The following is a 16,595-nucleotide window of genomic DNA, read 5'->3' on the forward strand; positions in this document are numbered from 1 at the left end:
GGTGTTCATCGCGCACCAAAGCCGGTGAGCACGGTGCGCACGGTCTTGACGGCGATCAACAAGTCCAGTGCGATTGAGTAGTGCGCCACGTAGTACAGGTCGTAGCTGAGTTTCACGCGCGTGCTGTCGGCGCTGTCGGCGTAACCGTGTTGCACTTGGGCCCAGCCGGTCAAGCCGGGGCGCACCAGGTGTCGGTAAGGGTAGCTGGGGATGGTGGTGGCGAAGTCGCGCACAAAAGGCGCTTGTTCAGGGCGAGGGCCGATCAAGCTCATCTGGCCCCACAGCACATTCCACAGCTGCGGCAACTCGTCGAGCCGGGTGCGGCGAATGAACTGCCCCACGCGTGTGATGCGTGGGTCATCGGTCTGTGCAAAGCGTGTGGCGGGCGCGGACGCGCCATGCACCATGCTGCGAAACTTCCACAGTCTGAAGGCTTGGCCGTAGCGGCCAATGCGTGTTTGCGAATACAGCGCTGGGCCTGCCGAGTCGTAGCGCACCGCCACACCGACTGCCAGCGCCAAAGGCAACCACAGGGGGGCGAGCAGCAGCACCAAGCTCAGGTCGATCAAGCGCTTGAGGCGGTCGTAGCCGGGGTCGTTGTCGATCTCCCACAGCGCATCTGCGGCAGCAGGCAGCATCTTGCGTCCACTCACCAGCTCGGCCACGGCTTCGACGCTGTAGAGACGCAGGTGCTGCATCTTGAGTTGGCTCAGCAGTCGGGTGCGCTCTGGCGTGTTGGGCACATGGCGGTCCAACACCACGCCGTCGCACGCGGGCAGGGCGACGGTTGCGCCGACATCCCACGCTTGCAAGCTGATGGCGCGTGGGTCCAGCGCTTGCGGCTGCAGGCTGCGGGTCAGTTGTTCGGGGATGTTGGCGTCCAGGTGCACCAGGTGCAGCGCGCGTTGCCCCACGCGGCGACGGTAACCCCACCACAGCCACAGCGTGGTGGCTGCATAGGCCCACACCACCGCGGCGCGTGAGTAGGGGTGTTGCAACAGTGCAAAGCCCAGGGGCGTGAAGAGGAACGGCGCCGAGGTGGACACCCACAGCACAGCGCTGCGTTCAGCCAAGGGCAAGTGCGAGGCGCGCATCAGCAGTTGTGCCGCCAACGCATACGGCAGGGCGCACCACCACAAGGTGTCGGCAAATTGGTAGGTCACCCAGCCGAGGTTTTCCAAACCATGAGCCAACAGCAAACTGGGCAACAGCAGCCAGGCGCCCCAAAGTGTCCAGCTTTGCAGCGCGTCACGGCGACGCACCGTGGCCGACACCAAGGCGGAGCCCAAGGTGGTGCTCGGGCGCGAGGTGGCAAAGTCTTCGTGCAAGCACTGTTGGTAAACCGCCATCACGCGCTCGGCCATGTCGCCCAGCGTGAACTGCGCTTCAAAGCGCTGTTGTGCTGCATGTCCCAAGCGCTGGCGCAGGGCCGGGTCTTGTGCCAGGCGCAACAACTGGTGTGCCACGGCTTGTTCGGTGTTGGCCACCAGCAGGCCTTCATGGCCGTGCATCACTTGCTCGCGCAGTCCAGGCAAGTCGCTGGCCAGCACGGGCAGGCCAGCACGCATGGCTTCGAGCACGGTGATGGGCATGCCTTCGTGGTCGGACAGCAGCACAAACACGTCGTGCTGCGTCAACAACTCGGCCACATGGTTCACATCGCCAGCCCAGGTGATGTGTTCTAGTCCCAACTGCTGAGCCAGGGCTTGGTGCTTGCTCAGCAAGGGGCCATCGCCCGCTAAGGTGACGGGCAACTCATGGCCTAGCCAGTCGCGCACTTTGGCCAAGGCGCGCAGCAGCAGGTCGTGCCGCTTGGGCGACTTCATGCGCGCCACCATGATCAGGCGCGGCGTCGTTGTCGTGTTCGGGAGCGCGCGCTCGTGAGCGCTTGGCAGCAGGTGTTCTTGCTCACCCAGAGCAGGGGCGGCGGGGGGCATCGCGTCGGACGCGGTGTTGGTCGTGCTCAAGCGTGCAATGCCGTTGGCAATCACATGCACGCGTTCTTGTGCGATGGGCAGTTGGTGGGCCAGGGCGCGCTCAAAGGCCGAGACGCAAATCATTTGCGTGGTCCAGCCCGACAAGGCACGCTCGGCCAGTGAGGCGAGGTGACGGCGCAGCCATGGAATTTCAGCTTTGAACCCAAAGCCATGCACGGTGTAGACCACGGGGCGCGCCGTGCGCTGGCAGGCTAGGCGTGCGGCCAGTCCGGCCATGGCGCTGTGGGCATGAATCAGGTCTGGTGGGTTGGCTTCAATCAACGCAATCAGTTGCTGCACGGCCGGCCACAGGCGCCAGGGCAACATGGACTCCACCATGGCGGGCATAGGGCACACGCGCACGCCCAGGGCTAGTAGCTGCTCGCCCAGTACCGAGTCTTCGGGCGGGCCACCAATGACCACCGTGAAGTTCACCCGGGTGTGCAAGGCCTCGCACAAGGCCTGCACATGGCTTTGGGCGCCACCGGACTCTCCCTTGGTGATGACCAGCATCACATGGGGTTTGTGGGCAATTGGTGGTGTGGGTGCGTGGGTGGTGGCCCAAGGGCTGTTGCGGCGTGGTTGCAGCGCTGAATCGGTGGCAGAGGGAGGAGCGATGTCAGCCACCACGGGCGGCGCCTCGGTCGGTTCAGGCGCGATGCGTTTGACGCGCGGTTTTTTGGTCTCGGGCGCAGGTGTGGCTGGGGGCAAAGGCTCGTCGCCAAACAAAGACAAGGTGCCGTCGTCGCGTGTGCTCATAGGGGGGTGTCAAAGCCTTGTGGGTTCATCGATTGCCAACGCCAAGCGTCGGCGCACATGCGCTCCAGCCCGAGTTGGGTGTTCCACTTCAGCAGCGCTTTGGCTTGGCTGGGGTCGGCCAAGCATTGGGCCACATCCCCAGGGCGACGTGCCACCACGCGGTGTGCAATGGGCACGCCGTTGACGTGTGCAAAGGTGTCCACCATTTGCTGCACGCTCACACCTTGGCCCGTGCCCAGGTTGACGGTCAGCAGTTTGGGCGTGTCCAAGGCTTGCAAGGCGGCCAAATGGCCTTGTGCGAGGTCCATCACATGCAGGTAATCGCGCACGCCGGTGCCGTCGGGGGTGGGGTAGTCGTTGCCGAAAATTTGCAGCGCGTCCCGTTGCCCCAGGGCGACTTGGGTGATGTAGGGCATCAAGTTGTTGGGAATGCCGTTGGGGGCTTCGCCCAGCAAGCCGCTTTCGTGCGCACCCACGGGATTGAAATAGCGCAGGATGGCGATGTGCCAACGTGGATCGGCAGCGTGCAGTTCACGCAAGGCGTCTTCGCACATCAGCTTGCTGCGGCCATAAGGGTTGGTGGCAGTGAGCGGGGCAGTCTCGGGAATGGGCACCACGGCTGGGTCGCCATACACCGTGGCCGATGAGCTGAACACGATGCGGCGCACGTCGGCGCGGTCCATGGCTTGCAGCAGGCTCAAGGTGCCACTGACGTTGTTGTCAAGGTAGCGCAGGGGTTGCGCCACCGATTCCCCCACGGCTTTGAGCCCGGCAAAGTGCACCACCCCTGTAAAGGTGTGGCGAGCAAACACAGCGTCCAGTGCTTGTGCGTCGCGGATGTCGGCTTGTACAAACTCTAGCGGGCGCACGCCCAGACGAGCCAAACGGTCCAGCACTTTGGGGCTGCTGTTGCACAGGTTGTCCAAAATGACCACCGGTTGACCCGCTTGCGCCAACACGACGGCAGTGTGCGAGCCAATGAAACCGGTGCCGCCAGTGATCAAAATTGGATGATTCATGGCGCAATTATCGTCGCCAGTCCCTGGTCGGGCGTCCTAGAATAGAGCCAGCTTATGGACGCGCAGAGTTAGTGCATCCACAAGCTGGCTTTACCTTTTTACTTTTTTCTTCCTTTAGTCATTTCATGAAACGTCAACACTCTTCCCACGGTGGCGCGCACAACAGCGCCGAATCTTGCATTGCCTTGATCGACGCCCGTTTTCTGGCCTGGTTGCAGGGACAAACCGAAGCCGCTCAAGACAACACCCGTCAACACCTGCTCACTTTGTTGGGCCATGCGTTGGTGAACAACGGCCTGGACCTGAACTTGCGCCGTATTTATTGGTACAGCGACAGCGCTGAAGACCAAGTGGTGGACGCCCAAATCAGCCGTGCCGTGCTGCCGCACAGCCAAGACGGTGGTGTGTCCATCTTGCGTGCGTTGGGGGCTGACCTCAAGCGCTTGGCTGAGCGTCAAGCTTGCGAGCACATTTTGGTAGGCAGCGATGACGAGCGCCTCCTCAGCTTGATCGACGAAGCTCAGCTGCATGGCGTGGCCGTGCATTTGCTGGCCGATGAAGCCTCGCGCAACATGAACCAATTGCAGCGTGATGACCCGGGTTGGGCACGCTTGCTGTCGCAAGCCGACCACCGCGTGGTGTTGGGTGCGCAAAACCTGCGCGATGGCGCACAACCTCGCCATGGCAACGCTGCGGTGCACGCTGCCCCTGCGATGGACCCTGAGCAACTGCGTGAGCAACTCAACACCGTCATTCAAGCCTGGTGGGCCGACGAACCTGAAGACTTGCGCGAAGAGCTGCGCGAAGAACTGCACAACACCCGTGGCATTCCACAAGAGGTGGACCGTCAACTGTTGTTGGGTGTGCGTCGCGTGCTGGAACGTGCGCTGAGTTTCCAAGAGAAAAAACTGCTGCGTGAAATGGTGCGCGATTTGGTGCTGGGTCCACAAGCGCCTGCCGCCAATGCCGCCCCCCAAGACGATCACATGGACTGACCTTCGGAGCTTTTGACATGAGCACTTTGAACCCGGCCGACATCCTGGCCCAGGCGTTGCCCTACATCCGCAAATTCCACGGCAAGACCTTGGTCATCAAATACGGCGGTAACGCCATGACCGACCCCTTGCTGCAACAGGCGTTTGCCGAAGACGTGGTGTTGCTCAAGCTGGTGGGCATGAACCCCGTGGTGGTACACGGCGGGGGTCCGCAAATTGAAACGGCCCTCAAGCGTTTGGGCAAAAAGGGCGAGTTTGTGCAGGGCATGCGCGTGACCGACGCTGAAACCATGGAAGTGGTGGAGTGGGTGCTGGGTGGCGAAGTGCAGCAAGACATCGTGGGCCTGATCAACCAAGCGGGTGGCAAGGCGGTGGGCTTGACCGGACGTGACGGTGCCATGATTCGCGCCCGCAAACTGGTGTTGCACGACAGCCAAGACCCCAGCAAAGCCTACGACGTGGGCCAGGTGGGCGACATCGTCAGCATCGACCCCAGCGTGGTCAAAGCTTTGCAGGACGACGCTTTCATCCCCGTGATCAGTCCGATTGGTTTTGGAGAAAGCAACGAGAGCTACAACATCAACGCCGACGTGGTGGCCGCCAAGCTGGCCACTGTGCTGCAAGCTGAAAAGCTGTTGATGCTCACCAACATTCCCGGCGTGCTCGACAAACAAGGCCAGTTGCTGCCCGAGTTGACACCACGTCGCATTGACGAGCTGTGTGCCGACGGCACCATCAGCGGCGGCATGTTGCCCAAGATCAGTGGCGCCCTGGATGCTGCCAAGAGCGGTGTGAATGCGGTGCACATCATCGATGGCCGGGTGCCGCACGCTATGTTGCTGGAGATCTTGACCGATCAGGCCTTCGGCACCATGATTAGGTCGCACTAACTATCAAGGCCGCCCATGTCTGACGCCGCTTCTGTCCCCGACTCTGATGCGACCCATGCCTCTGCCGAGGGCGTCAGCCGCAAGCGCATGAAGCCCGGTGAGCGGCGTGCGCAAATTTTGCAAACCCTCGCGAGCATGCTGGAGCAGCCGGGTGCCGAGCGCATCACCACCGCTTCTTTGGCGGCCAAATTAGAGGTGAGCGAGGCGGCGCTGTATCGCCACTTTGCCAGCAAAGCGCAGATGTTTGAAGGGCTGATTGATTTCATCGAAAGCAGCCTGTTCACCTTGATCAACCAAATCGCAGAACGCGAGGGTGACGGGGCCGACAAGGCAGCACGCATGGTCACCGTGTTGTTGCAGTTTGGCGAAAAGAACCCGGGTATGGCCCGCGTCATGGTGGGCGATGCTTTGGTGTTTGAACACGAGCGCTTGCATCAGCGCATGAACCAGTTGTTTGACCGCATTGAGTCGGCCCTGCGTCAAGTGCTGCGTGCTGCAGCCCAAGCGCGTCAGTCGCCCACCCCCACAGTGGACGCCCAAGTGCGCGCCGCCGCCTTGGTGGCGCTGGCCCTGGGCAACTTGCAGCGCTTCGCGCGCTCGGGCTTCAAACGTTCACCGCTGGAACATTTGGACGCTGCCCTCACGCTGTTGGTTTGACGGCCTGTGCTCGGCCTTTGTCGCCCACGCGAAGTGAGGCGCTCGCTCAAGGCGCCATAATCCGCCCGCACCTCATGCAACCCATGAGCGCTTCGAATGACTGTTTAACCTGAAAGGCAACCCATGAAATTGGTTCGTTATGGCAACCCCGGCAAAGAAAAACCCGGTTTGATTGACGCCGATGGCAAGCTGCGTGACCTGAGCGCTGTCATCCCCGACTTGCTGCCCCAATACCTCGGTGACGCCACCTTGGCCAAGCTGCGCCGCCTCAAAACCGCGTCGCTGCCTTTGGTCAAAGGCAAGCCTCGTCTGGGTTGCCCCGTCGCAGGTGTGGGCAAGTTTGTGGCCATTGGCTTGAACTACGCTGACCACGCCGCCGAAGCCGGCATGGCATTGCCCAAAGAACCCGTGGTGTTCATGAAACCCACCAGCTGTATCCAAGGCCCCAACGACGATGTGATGTTGCCCAAGGGCTCGGTCAAGTCCGACTGGGAAGTGGAACTCGGCATCGTGATTGGCACCAAGGCCCGTTATGTGTCGCAAAAAAGCGCACTCGACCACGTGGCGGGTTACACCTTGATCAACGACGTCAGCGAGCGCGAGTTCCAACTCGAGCGCGGCGGCACTTGGGACAAGGGCAAGTGTTGCGACACCTTCGGCCCCATCGGCCCCTGGTTGGTCACACGCGACGATGTGCCCAATCCCCAGAAATTGGACATTTGGTTGGACCTCAACGGCGAGCGCATGCAGTCGGGCAACACCAAGACCATGGTCTTCGGTGCCGCCAAGCTGGTGAGCTATGTGAGCCAGTTCATGACCCTGTACCCCGGCGACGTGATTGCTACCGGTACGCCCGCAGGCGTGGGCCTGGGCAAGAAGAAAGATGGCAAGCCACAACCTATCTTCTTGAAGCGCGGTGACGTGATGACCTTAGGCATCGAAGGCCTGGGCGAGCAAACGCAAAAAGTGGTGGCGTTCAAGCTGTAATTTTTTGTTGCGCAAAAAAGCCGCTCATTGAGCGGCTTTTTCTTTGGGCGCTGGCGCTCTGCTCAGTCGCTCAAGCGCACCACTTGCAAACCCGGCAAGCTAGGCACCGCAAACTCTTCGTGGTCAAAGGCCTTGTCGCCGTCATCCGACGCCACGCCGGTGGTCACCAGGTTTTTGAAGTCAAACTTCGAGTGGTCCAGCAGGTGCGAGGGCACCACGTTTTGTAGCGCGGCAAACATGTTTTCAATGCGACCCGGAAACTTCTTTTCCCACTCGCGCAGCATCTCGCCCACCACTTGGCGTTGCAAGCCGTCCTGGCTGCCGCACAGCGTGCAGGGGATGATGGGGAACTGGCGGTGCGCGGCCCAGCGCACCAGGTCTTTCTCGCTCACATAGGCCATGGGGCGAATCACCATGTGGTCGCCACCGTCGCTCACCAGTTTGGGCGGCATGCTTTTGAGCTTGCCGCCGAAGAACATGTTCAAAAAGAAGGTTTGCAAAATGTCATCGCGGTGGTGGCCCAGCGCAATTTTGTTACAGCCCAACTCGCCTGCCACGCGGTACAAAATGCCCCGGCGCAAACGGCTGCACAGGCTGCACATGGTCTTGCCTTCGGGAATTTTGTCTTTCACGATCGAGTAGGTGTCTTGCGTTTCAATGCGAAACGGCACGCCGACTTCTGTGAGGTATTTGGGTAGCACATCCGCCGGAAAACCGGGTTGCTTTTGGTCCAGGTTGACGGCGATCAACTCAAAGCGGATGGGCGCGCGCGCTTGCATCTTGAGCAAGATGTCGAGCATGCCGTAGCTGTCTTTGCCGCCCGACATGCAGACCATGACCTTGTCGCCCTCTTCGATCATGTTGTAGTCGACGATGGCTTGACCGACCTGACGGCACAAGCGCTTCTCCAGCTTGTGGGTCTCGTGTTCGATTTTGATTTGCTGAGGGTCTTTGGCGGTGGTGGTCATGGTGTGCGTGCGTTGAGTGCAGGGCGGCAAGCGTGTTGCGCCCTTAGTTCCATTGTCCTGTTTCCATGCGAATCGCCACTTCGCAGTCGTCAAAAATTTCCAGCTTGGCAATTTTCACCCGAACGCCCAGCACGCCGGGCAGTTGCATCAGGCGATGGGCCAGTTTGCCAATCAAGCTCTCCAGCAAATTGACGTGCTCTGCGGTGCACTCGGTGATGATGATCTGGCGCACCTTGCGGTAGTCGAGCACGTGGCCAATGTCGTCGTCATGCGGTAGCAGGGGTTGGGTGCCTAAGTTGAGTTCGGCGTCCACCTGGATGGGTTGTGGATCGGTTTTTTCGTGTTCCAAGATGCCTAGGTTGGCATCAAAGCGCAAGCCATTGAGCGTGAGAATTTGGGTGCCTTTGGACAGTGCCATGGTCACAGCACTCCGGGTTTGGCACGAAAGGCTTCCACGCCGACGGCTTCGCAATCGGGGTAGACATCGGGTTTGCGGGTGGACACGCGCGCAGCCAACACGCCCGTGTGTTCGAGCAAGTGGGTCAAGATGTTGTCGCACAAAGTTTCTTGCAGACCAATGTGGCCTTTGGCAATGCGGCCATGCACCACGGCGCGCACAAAGTCGTAGTCCACCACTTCGTCGATGCGGTCGTCTTTGGGGCTGGTGCCTGCGAAAGACACGTACAAGTCCACGTCGATCACCAGACGTTGCGGGGCGTGTTGTTCAAAGTCGTGCACCCCAATTTGGGCTTGCACGGTGAGGCCGCGCAAAAACAGGCGGCGGCAGTTGAGCAGGAGGGCGTTGTTCAGTGAGGTGTTGGTCATGGTTTGAAAAGTTCTTCGACCACAAACATGATGTCGCGCGAGAGCGGCACCAAGTGTTGGCCGTTGTCCACCCGCACGGTGGTGCCGGTGATGCTGGGGTTGTTGGCCAGAAACACCACCGTGTTGGCGACGTCGGCTGGGGCGATGGGTTGGCGCAGCAGGTTGGCTTTGGCTGCGCGGTCAAAGTTGTCTTGCGATTGGGGGCCGCTCAAGTACATCAACCCAGGTGCCACCGCGTTGACGCGCAAGGTGGGTGCCAGCGACTGCGCTTGCAAACTGACCGCGCGTTCGAGTGCGAGCTTGGACAGGGTGTACGAAAAATAATCGGGGTTGAGGTTGAACACCTTTTGGTCGAGCACGTGCACCACGCTCGGAGCGGCCAAGCGTGAGGCAAGGTGCGCACTCTGCGCAGTGACCGGCATGGGCTCTGTGGTGTTGGTCGCCATGGCGTTGGCTGACACATGGGGTTGAGGCGCTGCGCCATGGCCATGCAAAGCGGCCAGCCACTTGCCAAAACGCATCGGCGCCATGAGGTTGACTTTGAGTTGCGCCAGGGCTTGGGTCTCGTCAAAGTCGCTGCCCTCGTCGGGCACAAACAAAGAGGCGTTGTTGACGATGCAGCGCAGGTCGGTGCCGGTGGTGGCCACCGTGGTGTTGAAAATGTGTTGGCAACTGGCTTCGTCTTCCAACTCGCCAGCCACGGCCAGGGCTTGCACGCCCAAAGCGCGCAGCTCGACACACAGGGCTTGCGCCGCGTCGGCAGAGCGGTTGTAGTGGCACGCCACGTTCCAGCCCGCGCGTGCGAAGGCCAAGCCGGTTTCACGGCCCAGGCGAACGCTGCCGCCGGTGATGAGTGCCCAAGAAGTCATGTGTGTGGTGAGGCGGTAGGATGCGCGCCAAGATTCGGTAGAGCCATGGATTCTCACAAATTATCTCAAGACCCCGCGCAACGCGCCCTCTATGCCCTGATTCAGCGTGCCATTGCCAAGGCCGGTGGCTGGCTAGGCTTTGACCGTTTCATGGCGCTCGCGCTGTACGCGCCGGGCTTGGGCTACTACGCCAACGACTTGCGCAAGTTCGGCACCACGCCTGAGAGCGGCAGCGACTTTGTGACCGCCCCCGAAATGTCCCCCTGGTTTGGTCGCACCCTGGCCCACTCGGTGCGCGAGGCGCTGGCGGTGACAGGTACCGACGAGGTGTGGGAGTTTGGTGCGGGTTCCGGCGCCTTGGCACTGCAACTGCTCGACACCCTGGGCGACACCATTCAGCGCTACACCATCGTGGATTTGTCGGGCAGCCTGCGCGCACGCCAGCAAGCCTGCCTGCACGCGCATGCAGCCAAGGTGCAGTGGGTGGACGCCTTGCCTGAGCAACTGAGCGGCGTGGTGGTGGGCAACGAGGTGCTCGACGCCATGCCGGTGCAGCTGTTGGTGCGCACGCAAGGTGTGTGGCATGAGCGCGGCGTGGTGTGGACAGGCGACGCGGCCCAGCCGCTGCAATGGCAAGACCGTGTGACCGAGCTGCGCCCACCCGTTGAGTTGGAGGGTGCGCACGATTACCTGACTGAAATTCACACCCAGGCCGAAGCCTTTGTGCGCACCCTGGCCGACCGCATGAACGCCAGCGTGGCAGCGGGCGGCAAAGGCGCCGCCGCCTTTTTGATCGACTACGGGTTTCCGGAGCACGAGTACTTTCACCCCCAACGTCACATGGGCACCTTGATGTGCCACCAACTGCACCAGGCCGATCCTGACCCACTGCAAGATGTGGGGGCCAAAGACATCACCGCCCATGTGAACTTCACCGGTGTGGCCTTGGCCGGCCAAGACGCGGGCTTGAATGTGCTGGGTTACACCAGCCAAGCACATTTTTTGATCAACAGCGGTTTGTTGCCTCCGCTGGTGGATGCGCCCCTGCCTGAGAAGGCGATGGCGCAAAAGCTGATCACCGAGCACGAGATGGGCGAGCTGTTCAAGGTGATCGCCTTTGGTACCGGCGAGCCTTGGGAGCCTATGGGTTTTGCCCAGGGCGACCGCAGTCACACGCTTTAAGGACACGCCATGTTTCGCTGGCTCTTGGTGGTGTTTTTGGCGCTGTTGTTGATCAACAGCGTGACGCCGTGGTTGCAAAAGCTTGGCTTTGGGCGTTTGCCGGGGGACATTCGGTTTCGCCTCTTCGGGCGTGAGATTTTTATTCCGCTCACGTCGACGATCATTCTCAGCGTTGTGTGTGCGTTGATTGCCAAGGTCATTTGAACTGCCCTTCGGTGTCAAACGCCGAGGGCTGCACCTGCGCTGCTCCTACGCCGCTGGCGCGGCTCGATGTCGCTGACGCAGGCACAACCTTCGGCGTTTGACGCGGTATGTTTTTGCTGCTGGCCTGTGATGATTCGAGCTTCCCTTCTATGTCAAACGCCGAGGGCTGTACCTGCTCTGCTCCTACGCCGCTGGCGCGGCTCGATGTCGCTGCCGCAGGCACAGCCCTCACCGTTTGACGTAAGGCGTGATGTCGTGCGTTGAAATCTGTGCGCGTACCCAGCATCGAAGTGGCAAGGGTGGTGACCGCGGCAGCGACATCGAGCCGCGTAGCGGCGTAGGAGCAGAGCGGTTGCCGCCCTTGCTACTTCGTTGCGTCTCACTTCAATCGCAAGAGAGCAAGAGCAAGAACGAGAAGAACTAAAGCGCCAACGAAATAGCCGCCAAGCGCGCAGTATCCAAACGCGCACCCACTGCTGGCCCGGTCAGTCCGTCTTGCAACGCCCGTGCACTGACCGACGCACTGTCCACCGACAAAGCCGCTTGCAGCAAGCGCGTCAAACGCGCACGCTGCGGGTAGTCGTCCTGCTCGCGCCCCAAGCGCCCACGGGCATCGCACTCACACGCTTGCAAGGCCAACGCAAACCGCTCGGGCCGGCGCACTGCATCGCAGCGCAGCAGCAAACGCAACACCGCTTGGGCGCCCAAACTTTGGCTTTGGTGGATGTTGCCGTGCTCACGCGCCACCACATCGGCCAGGGCTTTGCACTCCACCGGAACACGCCAGCGTTCGCACACGGCCAGCAGCAGTTTGGCGCTGCGTTGCTCGTGGCCGATGTGGCGTGGCAACACGTCCGCTGGCGTGGTGCCTTTGCCCAAGTCGTGGCACAAGCAGGCAAAGCGCACTTCAAGCGGCGCTTGGGCCAAGGCGCTTTGGTCGAGCACCATTTCCAGATGAATGCCGGTGTCGACCTCGGGGTGGTGCTCGGCGCGTTGGGGCACGCCGTAAAGACGGTCTACCTCGGGCAAGAGGCGCTTCAAAGCCCCGCACTGGCGCAGCACTTGCAACATGCGCGAGGGGCGTGCAGACATGAGGCCACGGGCGAGTTCTTGCCACACACGCTCGCTCACCAGGGCGTCTACCTCGCCCTCGTCCACCATCTCACGCATGAGTTGCAGGGTTTCGGGGGCCACCGCAAAGTCGGGAAAACGCGCGGCAAAGCGCGCCACGCGCAAGATGCGCACTGGGTCTTCGCGAAAGGCATCGGTCACATGGCGCAGCACCTTGGCTTGCACATCGCGTTGGCCGCCATAGGGGTCGATCAGTTCGTTCGTGTCGGGGTCTTGGGCGATGGCGTTGATGGTGAGGTCGCGTCGGGCCAGGTCTTCTTGCAGCGTCACCTCGGGTGCGGCATGCACCGCAAAGCCACGGTAGCCGCGTGCGGTTTTGCGTTCGGTGCGAGCCAAGGCATGTTCTTCGCGCGTGGTGGGGTGCAAGAAGACGGGAAAGTCGCGCCCAACAGGCTCGAAACCTTGGGCCACCAGGGCCTCGGGTGTGCCGCCCACCACCACCCAGTCGCGGTCGGCCCCAGGGTGCCCCATCAGAGCGTCACGCACGGCACCGCCAACCAAGTAAGTTTTCATGGCGCGAGTGTAAAACGCGCGCTGGCGGGGCTGCGCTTCAGGCGTGCCGGTAGGGCTCTTCAAAGGCCCGAAAGTCGTGCTCGGCCAGGGCTTGCTGCATCCACGCTGCCACACCAGGCAATGCCACCACGCGTGCGATGTAGGCCTGCACATCGGCAGGCACAGGCAGTGCGTAGGTACGGATGCGCATGCAGACCGGCGCAAAGTAGGCGTCGGCGATGCTGAAGGTGCCAAACAGCAGAGGGCCTCCATGGCTTTGCAGCAAGCCTTGCCACATGTCTGTGATGCGTTGCAGGTCTTGTTGCAGCCCCGCATGTTCGTGCATCAAGCGTGCGCCGACTTCGGGCAGATGGGCTTCAATGTTCATGGGGCACAGCGACCGCAAGTGGCTAAAGCCGGCGTGCATCTCGGCACACAGGCTGCGCGCATGGGCGCGTGCTGCTCGGTCTTGGGGCCACAGGTGTAGGTGGGGATAAGTCTCGGCCAGGTATTCGCAGATGGCCAGCGTGTCCCAGATGGCTTGGCTTGGCTGGAGCTGGTCGTCTACCAGCACCGGCACTTTGCCCACGGGGCTGATGGGTTGTAGGGCGTGTTTGAACGCAGAGTCAGGTTCAAAACTGTCAAAGCGCACACGCTGTTCATTGAAGGCAATGCCCGCTTGTGTCATCAACACCCAAGGTCGCATCGACCACGAGGAGTAGTTTTTGTTGCCAACGACCAAGGTGAGTGCCATGACGCCTCCTTGTTTAAAACACGCTAGCCAAGGTGCGAGGTGTGATGCCCAAAGCTTCTAAACCATCCAGGCGACCGCTGGCCACGTTGTCGACTTGCATGGAGGCCAGGTTGTCGCGGCTCATCAGGGTGGGGCCGGGGGCCAACTCCATCAGCAAGGCCTGCGCCCAGCCTGCTGCATAGGGCAAGGGCAGCACCGGGCGGGGATGGCCCACCCAGCGGCCCGCAAACTGCACCAGTTCGGCCAACGTGAACACTTCGGGGCCGCAGACCTCAAAGCCTTGGCCGATGGTGCGTGCGTCTTGCAGGCAATGCACCACGGCACGGGCCACGTCTTGCACCCACACGGGTTGAAAGCGCGCCTGGCTGCCTGCCAATGGCATGAGGGGGAAGACTTTTTGCAAGCGCGCAAACAGGTTGATGAACTGGTCATCTTCGCCAAAGATCACGCTGGGGCGCAGCACCGTCAGGCCCAAGCCTGTTTTGTCAGCCGCTGCCATCAAGACCAATTCCCCCTGACCTTTGCTGCGTTGGTACATCGAGGGGCCTTGCACATCGGCGCCCAAGGCACTGATGTGCACCAGGCGTTTCACATGGGCGGCCTGGCAGGCCTTGGCAATCAGCGCGGGCAGGGTCACATGCACGTGTTCAAACGCTGCTTCGTTGCCATGCAAGATGGCCACCAAATTGACCACCGCATCATGGCCACGTACCAGCGCATTGAGTTCACGCGGCTCGTGAATATTGGCCTGCACCACCGACACGCCCGGCAACATTTGCACGCTGCGCGCAGGCAGACGGCGCGTGGGCACAGTGATTTGCCAGCCCAGACGCGACAGAGCTTCGCAGACATGACGCCCCACAAAACCGGAGCCGCCCAAGACCAAAACGCGTTGCTGAAAAGAGTGTGTGTTCATGCCGTCACTGTAGCCCGTGCATTGGGTGTTGGTGCATACAAGGTTTCTGGCGATGGGTTGGATAATTGCGGGCATGAACCAACTCGACGCACTCAAACAATTCACCACCGTGGTGGCCGACACGGGCGACTTCAAGCAACTGAGCGCTTTTCAGCCGCAAGATGCCACCACCAACCCCTCACTGATTTTGAAAGCGGTGCAAAAGCCCGAGTACCTGCCGCTCTTGAAAGACACCGTGGCCGCGCACGGCAAAGAGCCCATGGATGTGCAGATTGACCGCTTGCTGGTGCGTTTTGGTTGCGAAATTTTGGCCATCATTCCGGGCCGTGTTTCCACCGAGGTCGATGCCCGTTTGAGCTTTGACACCGCAGCCACCACCGCACGCGCACGCCGCATCATGGCTTTGTACGAAGCGGCAGGCATCCAGCGCGAACGGGTGTTGATCAAGATCGCGTCCACCTGGGAAGGCATTCAAGCGGCCGCTGAGTTGGAGCGCGAAGGCATTCGCACCAACTTGACCTTGCTGTTCTCGTTCGCCCAAGCGGTGGCCTGTGGCGACGCCAAGGTGCAGTTGATTTCGCCTTTTGTGGGGCGCATTTACGACTGGTACAAAAAGTCAGCTGCTGGTGGGTGGGACGAGGCGGTTCAGGCGGGTGCCAACGACCCCGGTGTCAAGTCGGTGCGCCAAATTTACAACCACTACAAGCGTCACGGCATTGCCACCGAAGTGATGGGTGCGAGCTTTCGCAACGTGGGCCAAATCACCGCCTTGGCGGGGTGTGACTTGCTCACCATCGCACCTGAGTTGCTGGCGCAATTGAGCGCCTCTGTCGAGCCTTTGGTGCGTGCGCTAGAGCCCCACGCGGCCCAACAGATGGATTTGCCTGAAGTGCATCACAGCGAAGCGTCTTTCCGCTTTGCCTTGAACGAAGACGCCATGGCCACCGAGAAATTGGCCGAGGGCATCCGCGCGTTTTGTGTCGACGCCGTCAAGCTCGAAGCCTTGATGCATCAAGGCTGATCGTTGGGGATATCTTTCAGCAGGATCTGTCTGGTGAAGGCGGTGAACTCATCCAGATGGTGGGTGATGATGTTGACCGTGATCGGCAGTTGCAGCGCTTGGTATTCGTGCACAGCGACATTGCGAAACCCAACCATGCGTTTCATCGACTCGGCCAAGGCCTCATCCACCCAACTGACCTGAGCCAAGAGCGTGAACACATCTCTGGCGCTTTGCGGCAAGCCCAACGATTCACGTCGAATGATGTGTTGCCCCATGTCGAGCACGGCCTCACAGGCGCGTTGGATGTTTAGGATGGCGGCATCTTGCCGAGTAAAGTTTTTGGCAAACCCGTCAGGGTCGCCTGCGTATTCTTCACGCGCACGTGCCACGCAGCGCTCAATGGCGGCGGCTTTGTTCAACAACACGTCATCGGCCATAGACAGCGCCCCGTTGCACCACGTCACGGACCAGTCCGTCTCGGGCTTGGTCTAAGTAAATTTTTTCACTCAGCATCGCGGCTTCAAAAAGCCCGGCCTGTACATCCTTGGCCCACCAGCGCACACCCTGCGTGAGGATTTGGTGCTGCATCACCGTGCTGGCCGCGCGCATGTCTAAAAGATCGACATGGCAGTGCGCCAGGTCTGCCACGGCACCTGCCAATTCGAAGAGTTGCAAAGGGTCGGCATAGCCTTCCACCAAAACTGCCAAATCCAGATCGCTTTGTGCGTTGGCATGACGCCCTTCGTCTTTGATACGACTGCCAAAGGCGTACACCGCCATCAACGCAGGTAGGCGCTGTTGCAGCAGAGCAATGATGGGGCGAGAGTCCATTGGGCTATTGTGTCGCAACGCAGAAGCGAAAAAAAACCTCGCAAAAATTGCGAGGCTTTTTTTGAGTTGAGTCATAGCAACCAAAGTCACTGCGACGCAGCATGAGAGTGCAGGGCAAGGCGCAAACGCGCTGACAG

The 16,595-nt window shown here is 60.9% G+C and carries 19 protein-coding genes; 7 read left to right on the plus strand and 12 right to left on the minus strand.

Translation table 11 applies throughout. The features are described 5' to 3' along the window. Window positions 1–5: 5 nt before the first annotated feature. Both B9Z39_RS17135 and galE read right to left on the minus strand, forming a co-directional pair. Complete coding sequence (locus B9Z39_RS17135) at window positions 6–2,735, minus strand: sugar transferase (RefSeq protein WP_233248907.1); 2,730 nt, start codon at window positions 2,733–2,735, stop codon at window positions 6–8. After that, a complete protein-coding gene (gene galE / locus B9Z39_RS03495) occupies window positions 2,732–3,754 on the minus strand; it encodes a UDP-glucose 4-epimerase GalE (protein WP_108300729.1) in 1,023 nt (340 codons plus the stop codon). Before galE ends, B9Z39_RS17135 begins: the two co-directional genes overlap by 4 nt. Before the next feature lie 125 nt (window positions 3,755–3,879). On the opposite strand from galE, the gene B9Z39_RS03500 reads away from it, so the two are divergent. The 4 genes from B9Z39_RS03500 to B9Z39_RS03515 all read left to right on the plus strand — a co-directional run bounded on the left by B9Z39_RS03500 (window position 3,880) and on the right by B9Z39_RS03515 (window position 7,283). Next, entirely contained in the window at window positions 3,880–4,749 is an 870-nt protein-coding gene (locus B9Z39_RS03500) for a hypothetical protein (protein WP_108300730.1), read from the plus strand. A 17-nt stretch (window positions 4,750–4,766) separates the two neighbouring features. Further along, window positions 4,767–5,639, plus strand: coding sequence for an acetylglutamate kinase (gene argB, locus B9Z39_RS03505; protein ID WP_100148024.1), 873 nt, complete (start codon window positions 4,767–4,769; stop codon window positions 5,637–5,639). 15 nt (window positions 5,640–5,654) lie between these two features. Next, window positions 5,655–6,296, plus strand: a complete 642-nt coding sequence (slmA, locus tag B9Z39_RS03510) for a nucleoid occlusion factor SlmA (protein ID WP_100148023.1) — start codon at window positions 5,655–5,657, stop codon at window positions 6,294–6,296. A gap of 123 nt (window positions 6,297–6,419) precedes the next feature. Continuing rightward, window positions 6,420–7,283: a fumarylacetoacetate hydrolase family protein gene (locus B9Z39_RS03515; protein ID WP_100148022.1), complete on the plus strand. Its 864-nt coding sequence runs from the start codon at window positions 6,420–6,422 to the stop codon at window positions 7,281–7,283. A gap of 62 nt (window positions 7,284–7,345) precedes the next feature. Here B9Z39_RS03515 and ttcA read toward each other — a convergent pair whose 3' ends face one another. Genes ttcA through B9Z39_RS03535 form a run of 4 tightly spaced genes read right to left on the minus strand, consistent with a single transcriptional unit; the run spans window position 7,346 to window position 9,945 of the window. Then, the gene (ttcA, locus tag B9Z39_RS03520) at window positions 7,346–8,251 is read right to left on the minus strand and encodes a tRNA 2-thiocytidine(32) synthetase TtcA (RefSeq protein WP_108300731.1); all 906 of its coding nucleotides are present in this window, start codon (window positions 8,249–8,251) and stop codon (window positions 7,346–7,348) included. A 43-nt stretch (window positions 8,252–8,294) separates the two neighbouring features. Continuing rightward, the gene (locus B9Z39_RS03525) at window positions 8,295–8,669 is read right to left on the minus strand and encodes a dihydroneopterin aldolase (protein ID WP_100148020.1); all 375 of its coding nucleotides are present in this window, start codon (window positions 8,667–8,669) and stop codon (window positions 8,295–8,297) included. Between the two features lie 2 nt (window positions 8,670–8,671). Beyond that, the gene (locus tag B9Z39_RS03530; protein WP_108300732.1) at window positions 8,672–9,076 is read right to left on the minus strand and encodes a dihydroneopterin aldolase; all 405 of its coding nucleotides are present in this window, start codon (window positions 9,074–9,076) and stop codon (window positions 8,672–8,674) included. Then, window positions 9,073–9,945, minus strand: coding sequence for an SDR family oxidoreductase (locus B9Z39_RS03535; RefSeq protein WP_108300733.1), 873 nt, complete (start codon window positions 9,943–9,945; stop codon window positions 9,073–9,075). Before B9Z39_RS03535 ends, B9Z39_RS03530 begins: the two co-directional genes overlap by 4 nt. Window positions 9,946–9,990: 45 nt before the next feature. Between B9Z39_RS03535 and B9Z39_RS03540 the strand changes: the two genes are divergently transcribed. Continuing rightward, window positions 9,991–11,127: a class I SAM-dependent methyltransferase gene (locus B9Z39_RS03540; protein WP_108300734.1), complete on the plus strand. Its 1,137-nt coding sequence runs from the start codon at window positions 9,991–9,993 to the stop codon at window positions 11,125–11,127. 9 nt (window positions 11,128–11,136) lie between these two features. Further along, on the plus strand, window positions 11,137–11,331 hold the full coding sequence (locus B9Z39_RS03545) for a DUF2905 domain-containing protein (protein ID WP_108300735.1): 195 nt from the start codon (window positions 11,137–11,139) through the stop codon (window positions 11,329–11,331). Here B9Z39_RS03545 and B9Z39_RS16865 read toward each other — a convergent pair. The 4 genes from B9Z39_RS16865 to B9Z39_RS03560 all read right to left on the minus strand — a co-directional run bounded on the left by B9Z39_RS16865 (window position 11,324) and on the right by B9Z39_RS03560 (window position 14,624). Further along, the gene (locus tag B9Z39_RS16865) at window positions 11,324–11,617 is read right to left on the minus strand and encodes a hypothetical protein (protein WP_146183272.1); all 294 of its coding nucleotides are present in this window, start codon (window positions 11,615–11,617) and stop codon (window positions 11,324–11,326) included. The two genes, B9Z39_RS03545 and B9Z39_RS16865, sit on opposite strands and share 8 nt — an antisense overlap. 134 nt (window positions 11,618–11,751) lie before the next feature. Continuing rightward, on the minus strand, window positions 11,752–12,975 hold the full coding sequence (locus tag B9Z39_RS03550; protein ID WP_108300736.1) for a multifunctional CCA addition/repair protein: 1,224 nt from the start codon (window positions 12,973–12,975) through the stop codon (window positions 11,752–11,754). Window positions 12,976–13,012: 37 nt separating this feature from the next. Further along, window positions 13,013–13,708 carry a glutathione S-transferase family protein gene (locus tag B9Z39_RS03555; protein WP_108300737.1) on the minus strand — a complete coding sequence of 232 codons (696 nt, stop codon included), beginning with the start codon at window positions 13,706–13,708 and terminating at the stop codon, window positions 13,013–13,015. A gap of 13 nt (window positions 13,709–13,721) precedes the next feature. Continuing rightward, window positions 13,722–14,624 (minus strand): complex I NDUFA9 subunit family protein, encoded by a 903-nt coding sequence (locus B9Z39_RS03560; protein WP_108300936.1) that lies wholly within the window; start codon window positions 14,622–14,624, stop codon window positions 13,722–13,724. A gap of 73 nt (window positions 14,625–14,697) precedes the next feature. Between B9Z39_RS03560 and tal the strand changes: the two genes are divergently transcribed. Beyond that, complete coding sequence (gene tal, locus B9Z39_RS03565; protein ID WP_108300738.1) at window positions 14,698–15,645, plus strand: transaldolase; 948 nt, start codon at window positions 14,698–14,700, stop codon at window positions 15,643–15,645. Here tal and B9Z39_RS03570 read toward each other — a convergent pair. Both B9Z39_RS03570 and B9Z39_RS03575 read right to left on the minus strand, forming a co-directional pair. After that, window positions 15,636–16,064, minus strand: coding sequence for a DUF86 domain-containing protein (locus B9Z39_RS03570; protein ID WP_108300739.1), 429 nt, complete (start codon window positions 16,062–16,064; stop codon window positions 15,636–15,638). The genes tal and B9Z39_RS03570 overlap by 10 nt on opposite strands. After that, a complete protein-coding gene (locus B9Z39_RS03575) occupies window positions 16,054–16,458 on the minus strand; it encodes a nucleotidyltransferase domain-containing protein (RefSeq protein WP_108300740.1) in 405 nt (134 codons plus the stop codon). The genes B9Z39_RS03570 and B9Z39_RS03575 overlap by 11 nt, the downstream gene beginning before the upstream one ends. Window positions 16,459–16,595 lie beyond the last annotated feature (137 nt).

It is taken from the genome of Limnohabitans sp. JirII-29, assembly GCF_003063395.1.
In the GTDB taxonomy this organism is placed as follows: Bacteria; Pseudomonadota; Gammaproteobacteria; order Burkholderiales; family Burkholderiaceae_C; genus Limnohabitans.

What these genes read in the sequence shown, in the direction of transcription:
- B9Z39_RS03575 (WP_108300740.1), bottom strand. Translation starts at nt 16,458, where the DNA reads ATGGACTCTCGCCCCATCATTGCTCTGCTGCAACAGCGCCTACCTGCG.
- B9Z39_RS03500 (WP_108300730.1), top strand. Translation starts at nt 3,880, where the DNA reads ATGAAACGTCAACACTCTTCCCACGGTGGCGCGCACAACAGCGCCGAA.
- ttcA (WP_108300731.1), bottom strand. Translation starts at nt 8,251, where the DNA reads ATGACCACCACCGCCAAAGACCCTCAGCAAATCAAAATCGAACACGAG.
- B9Z39_RS16865 (WP_146183272.1), bottom strand. Translation starts at nt 11,617, where the DNA reads ATGCTGGGTACGCGCACAGATTTCAACGCACGACATCACGCCTTACGT.
- B9Z39_RS03525 (WP_100148020.1), bottom strand. Translation starts at nt 8,669, where the DNA reads ATGGCACTGTCCAAAGGCACCCAAATTCTCACGCTCAATGGCTTGCGC.
- B9Z39_RS03540 (WP_108300734.1), top strand. Translation starts at nt 9,991, where the DNA reads ATGGATTCTCACAAATTATCTCAAGACCCCGCGCAACGCGCCCTCTAT.
- B9Z39_RS03535 (WP_108300733.1), bottom strand. Translation starts at nt 9,945, where the DNA reads ATGACTTCTTGGGCACTCATCACCGGCGGCAGCGTTCGCCTGGGCCGT.
- B9Z39_RS03550 (WP_108300736.1), bottom strand. Translation starts at nt 12,975, where the DNA reads ATGAAAACTTACTTGGTTGGCGGTGCCGTGCGTGACGCTCTGATGGGG.
- B9Z39_RS03555 (WP_108300737.1), bottom strand. Translation starts at nt 13,708, where the DNA reads ATGGCACTCACCTTGGTCGTTGGCAACAAAAACTACTCCTCGTGGTCG.
- B9Z39_RS17135 (WP_233248907.1), bottom strand. Translation starts at nt 2,735, where the DNA reads ATGAGCACACGCGACGACGGCACCTTGTCTTTGTTTGGCGACGAGCCT.
- B9Z39_RS03570 (WP_108300739.1), bottom strand. Translation starts at nt 16,064, where the DNA reads ATGGCCGATGACGTGTTGTTGAACAAAGCCGCCGCCATTGAGCGCTGC.
- tal (WP_108300738.1), top strand. Translation starts at nt 14,698, where the DNA reads ATGAACCAACTCGACGCACTCAAACAATTCACCACCGTGGTGGCCGAC.
- B9Z39_RS03560 (WP_108300936.1), bottom strand. Translation starts at nt 14,624, where the DNA reads ATGAACACACACTCTTTTCAGCAACGCGTTTTGGTCTTGGGCGGCTCC.
- B9Z39_RS03515 (WP_100148022.1), top strand. Translation starts at nt 6,420, where the DNA reads ATGAAATTGGTTCGTTATGGCAACCCCGGCAAAGAAAAACCCGGTTTG.
- argB (WP_100148024.1), top strand. Translation starts at nt 4,767, where the DNA reads ATGAGCACTTTGAACCCGGCCGACATCCTGGCCCAGGCGTTGCCCTAC.
- B9Z39_RS03545 (WP_108300735.1), top strand. Translation starts at nt 11,137, where the DNA reads ATGTTTCGCTGGCTCTTGGTGGTGTTTTTGGCGCTGTTGTTGATCAAC.
- B9Z39_RS03530 (WP_108300732.1), bottom strand. Translation starts at nt 9,076, where the DNA reads ATGACCAACACCTCACTGAACAACGCCCTCCTGCTCAACTGCCGCCGC.
- galE (WP_108300729.1), bottom strand. Translation starts at nt 3,754, where the DNA reads ATGAATCATCCAATTTTGATCACTGGCGGCACCGGTTTCATTGGCTCG.
- slmA (WP_100148023.1), top strand. Translation starts at nt 5,655, where the DNA reads ATGTCTGACGCCGCTTCTGTCCCCGACTCTGATGCGACCCATGCCTCT.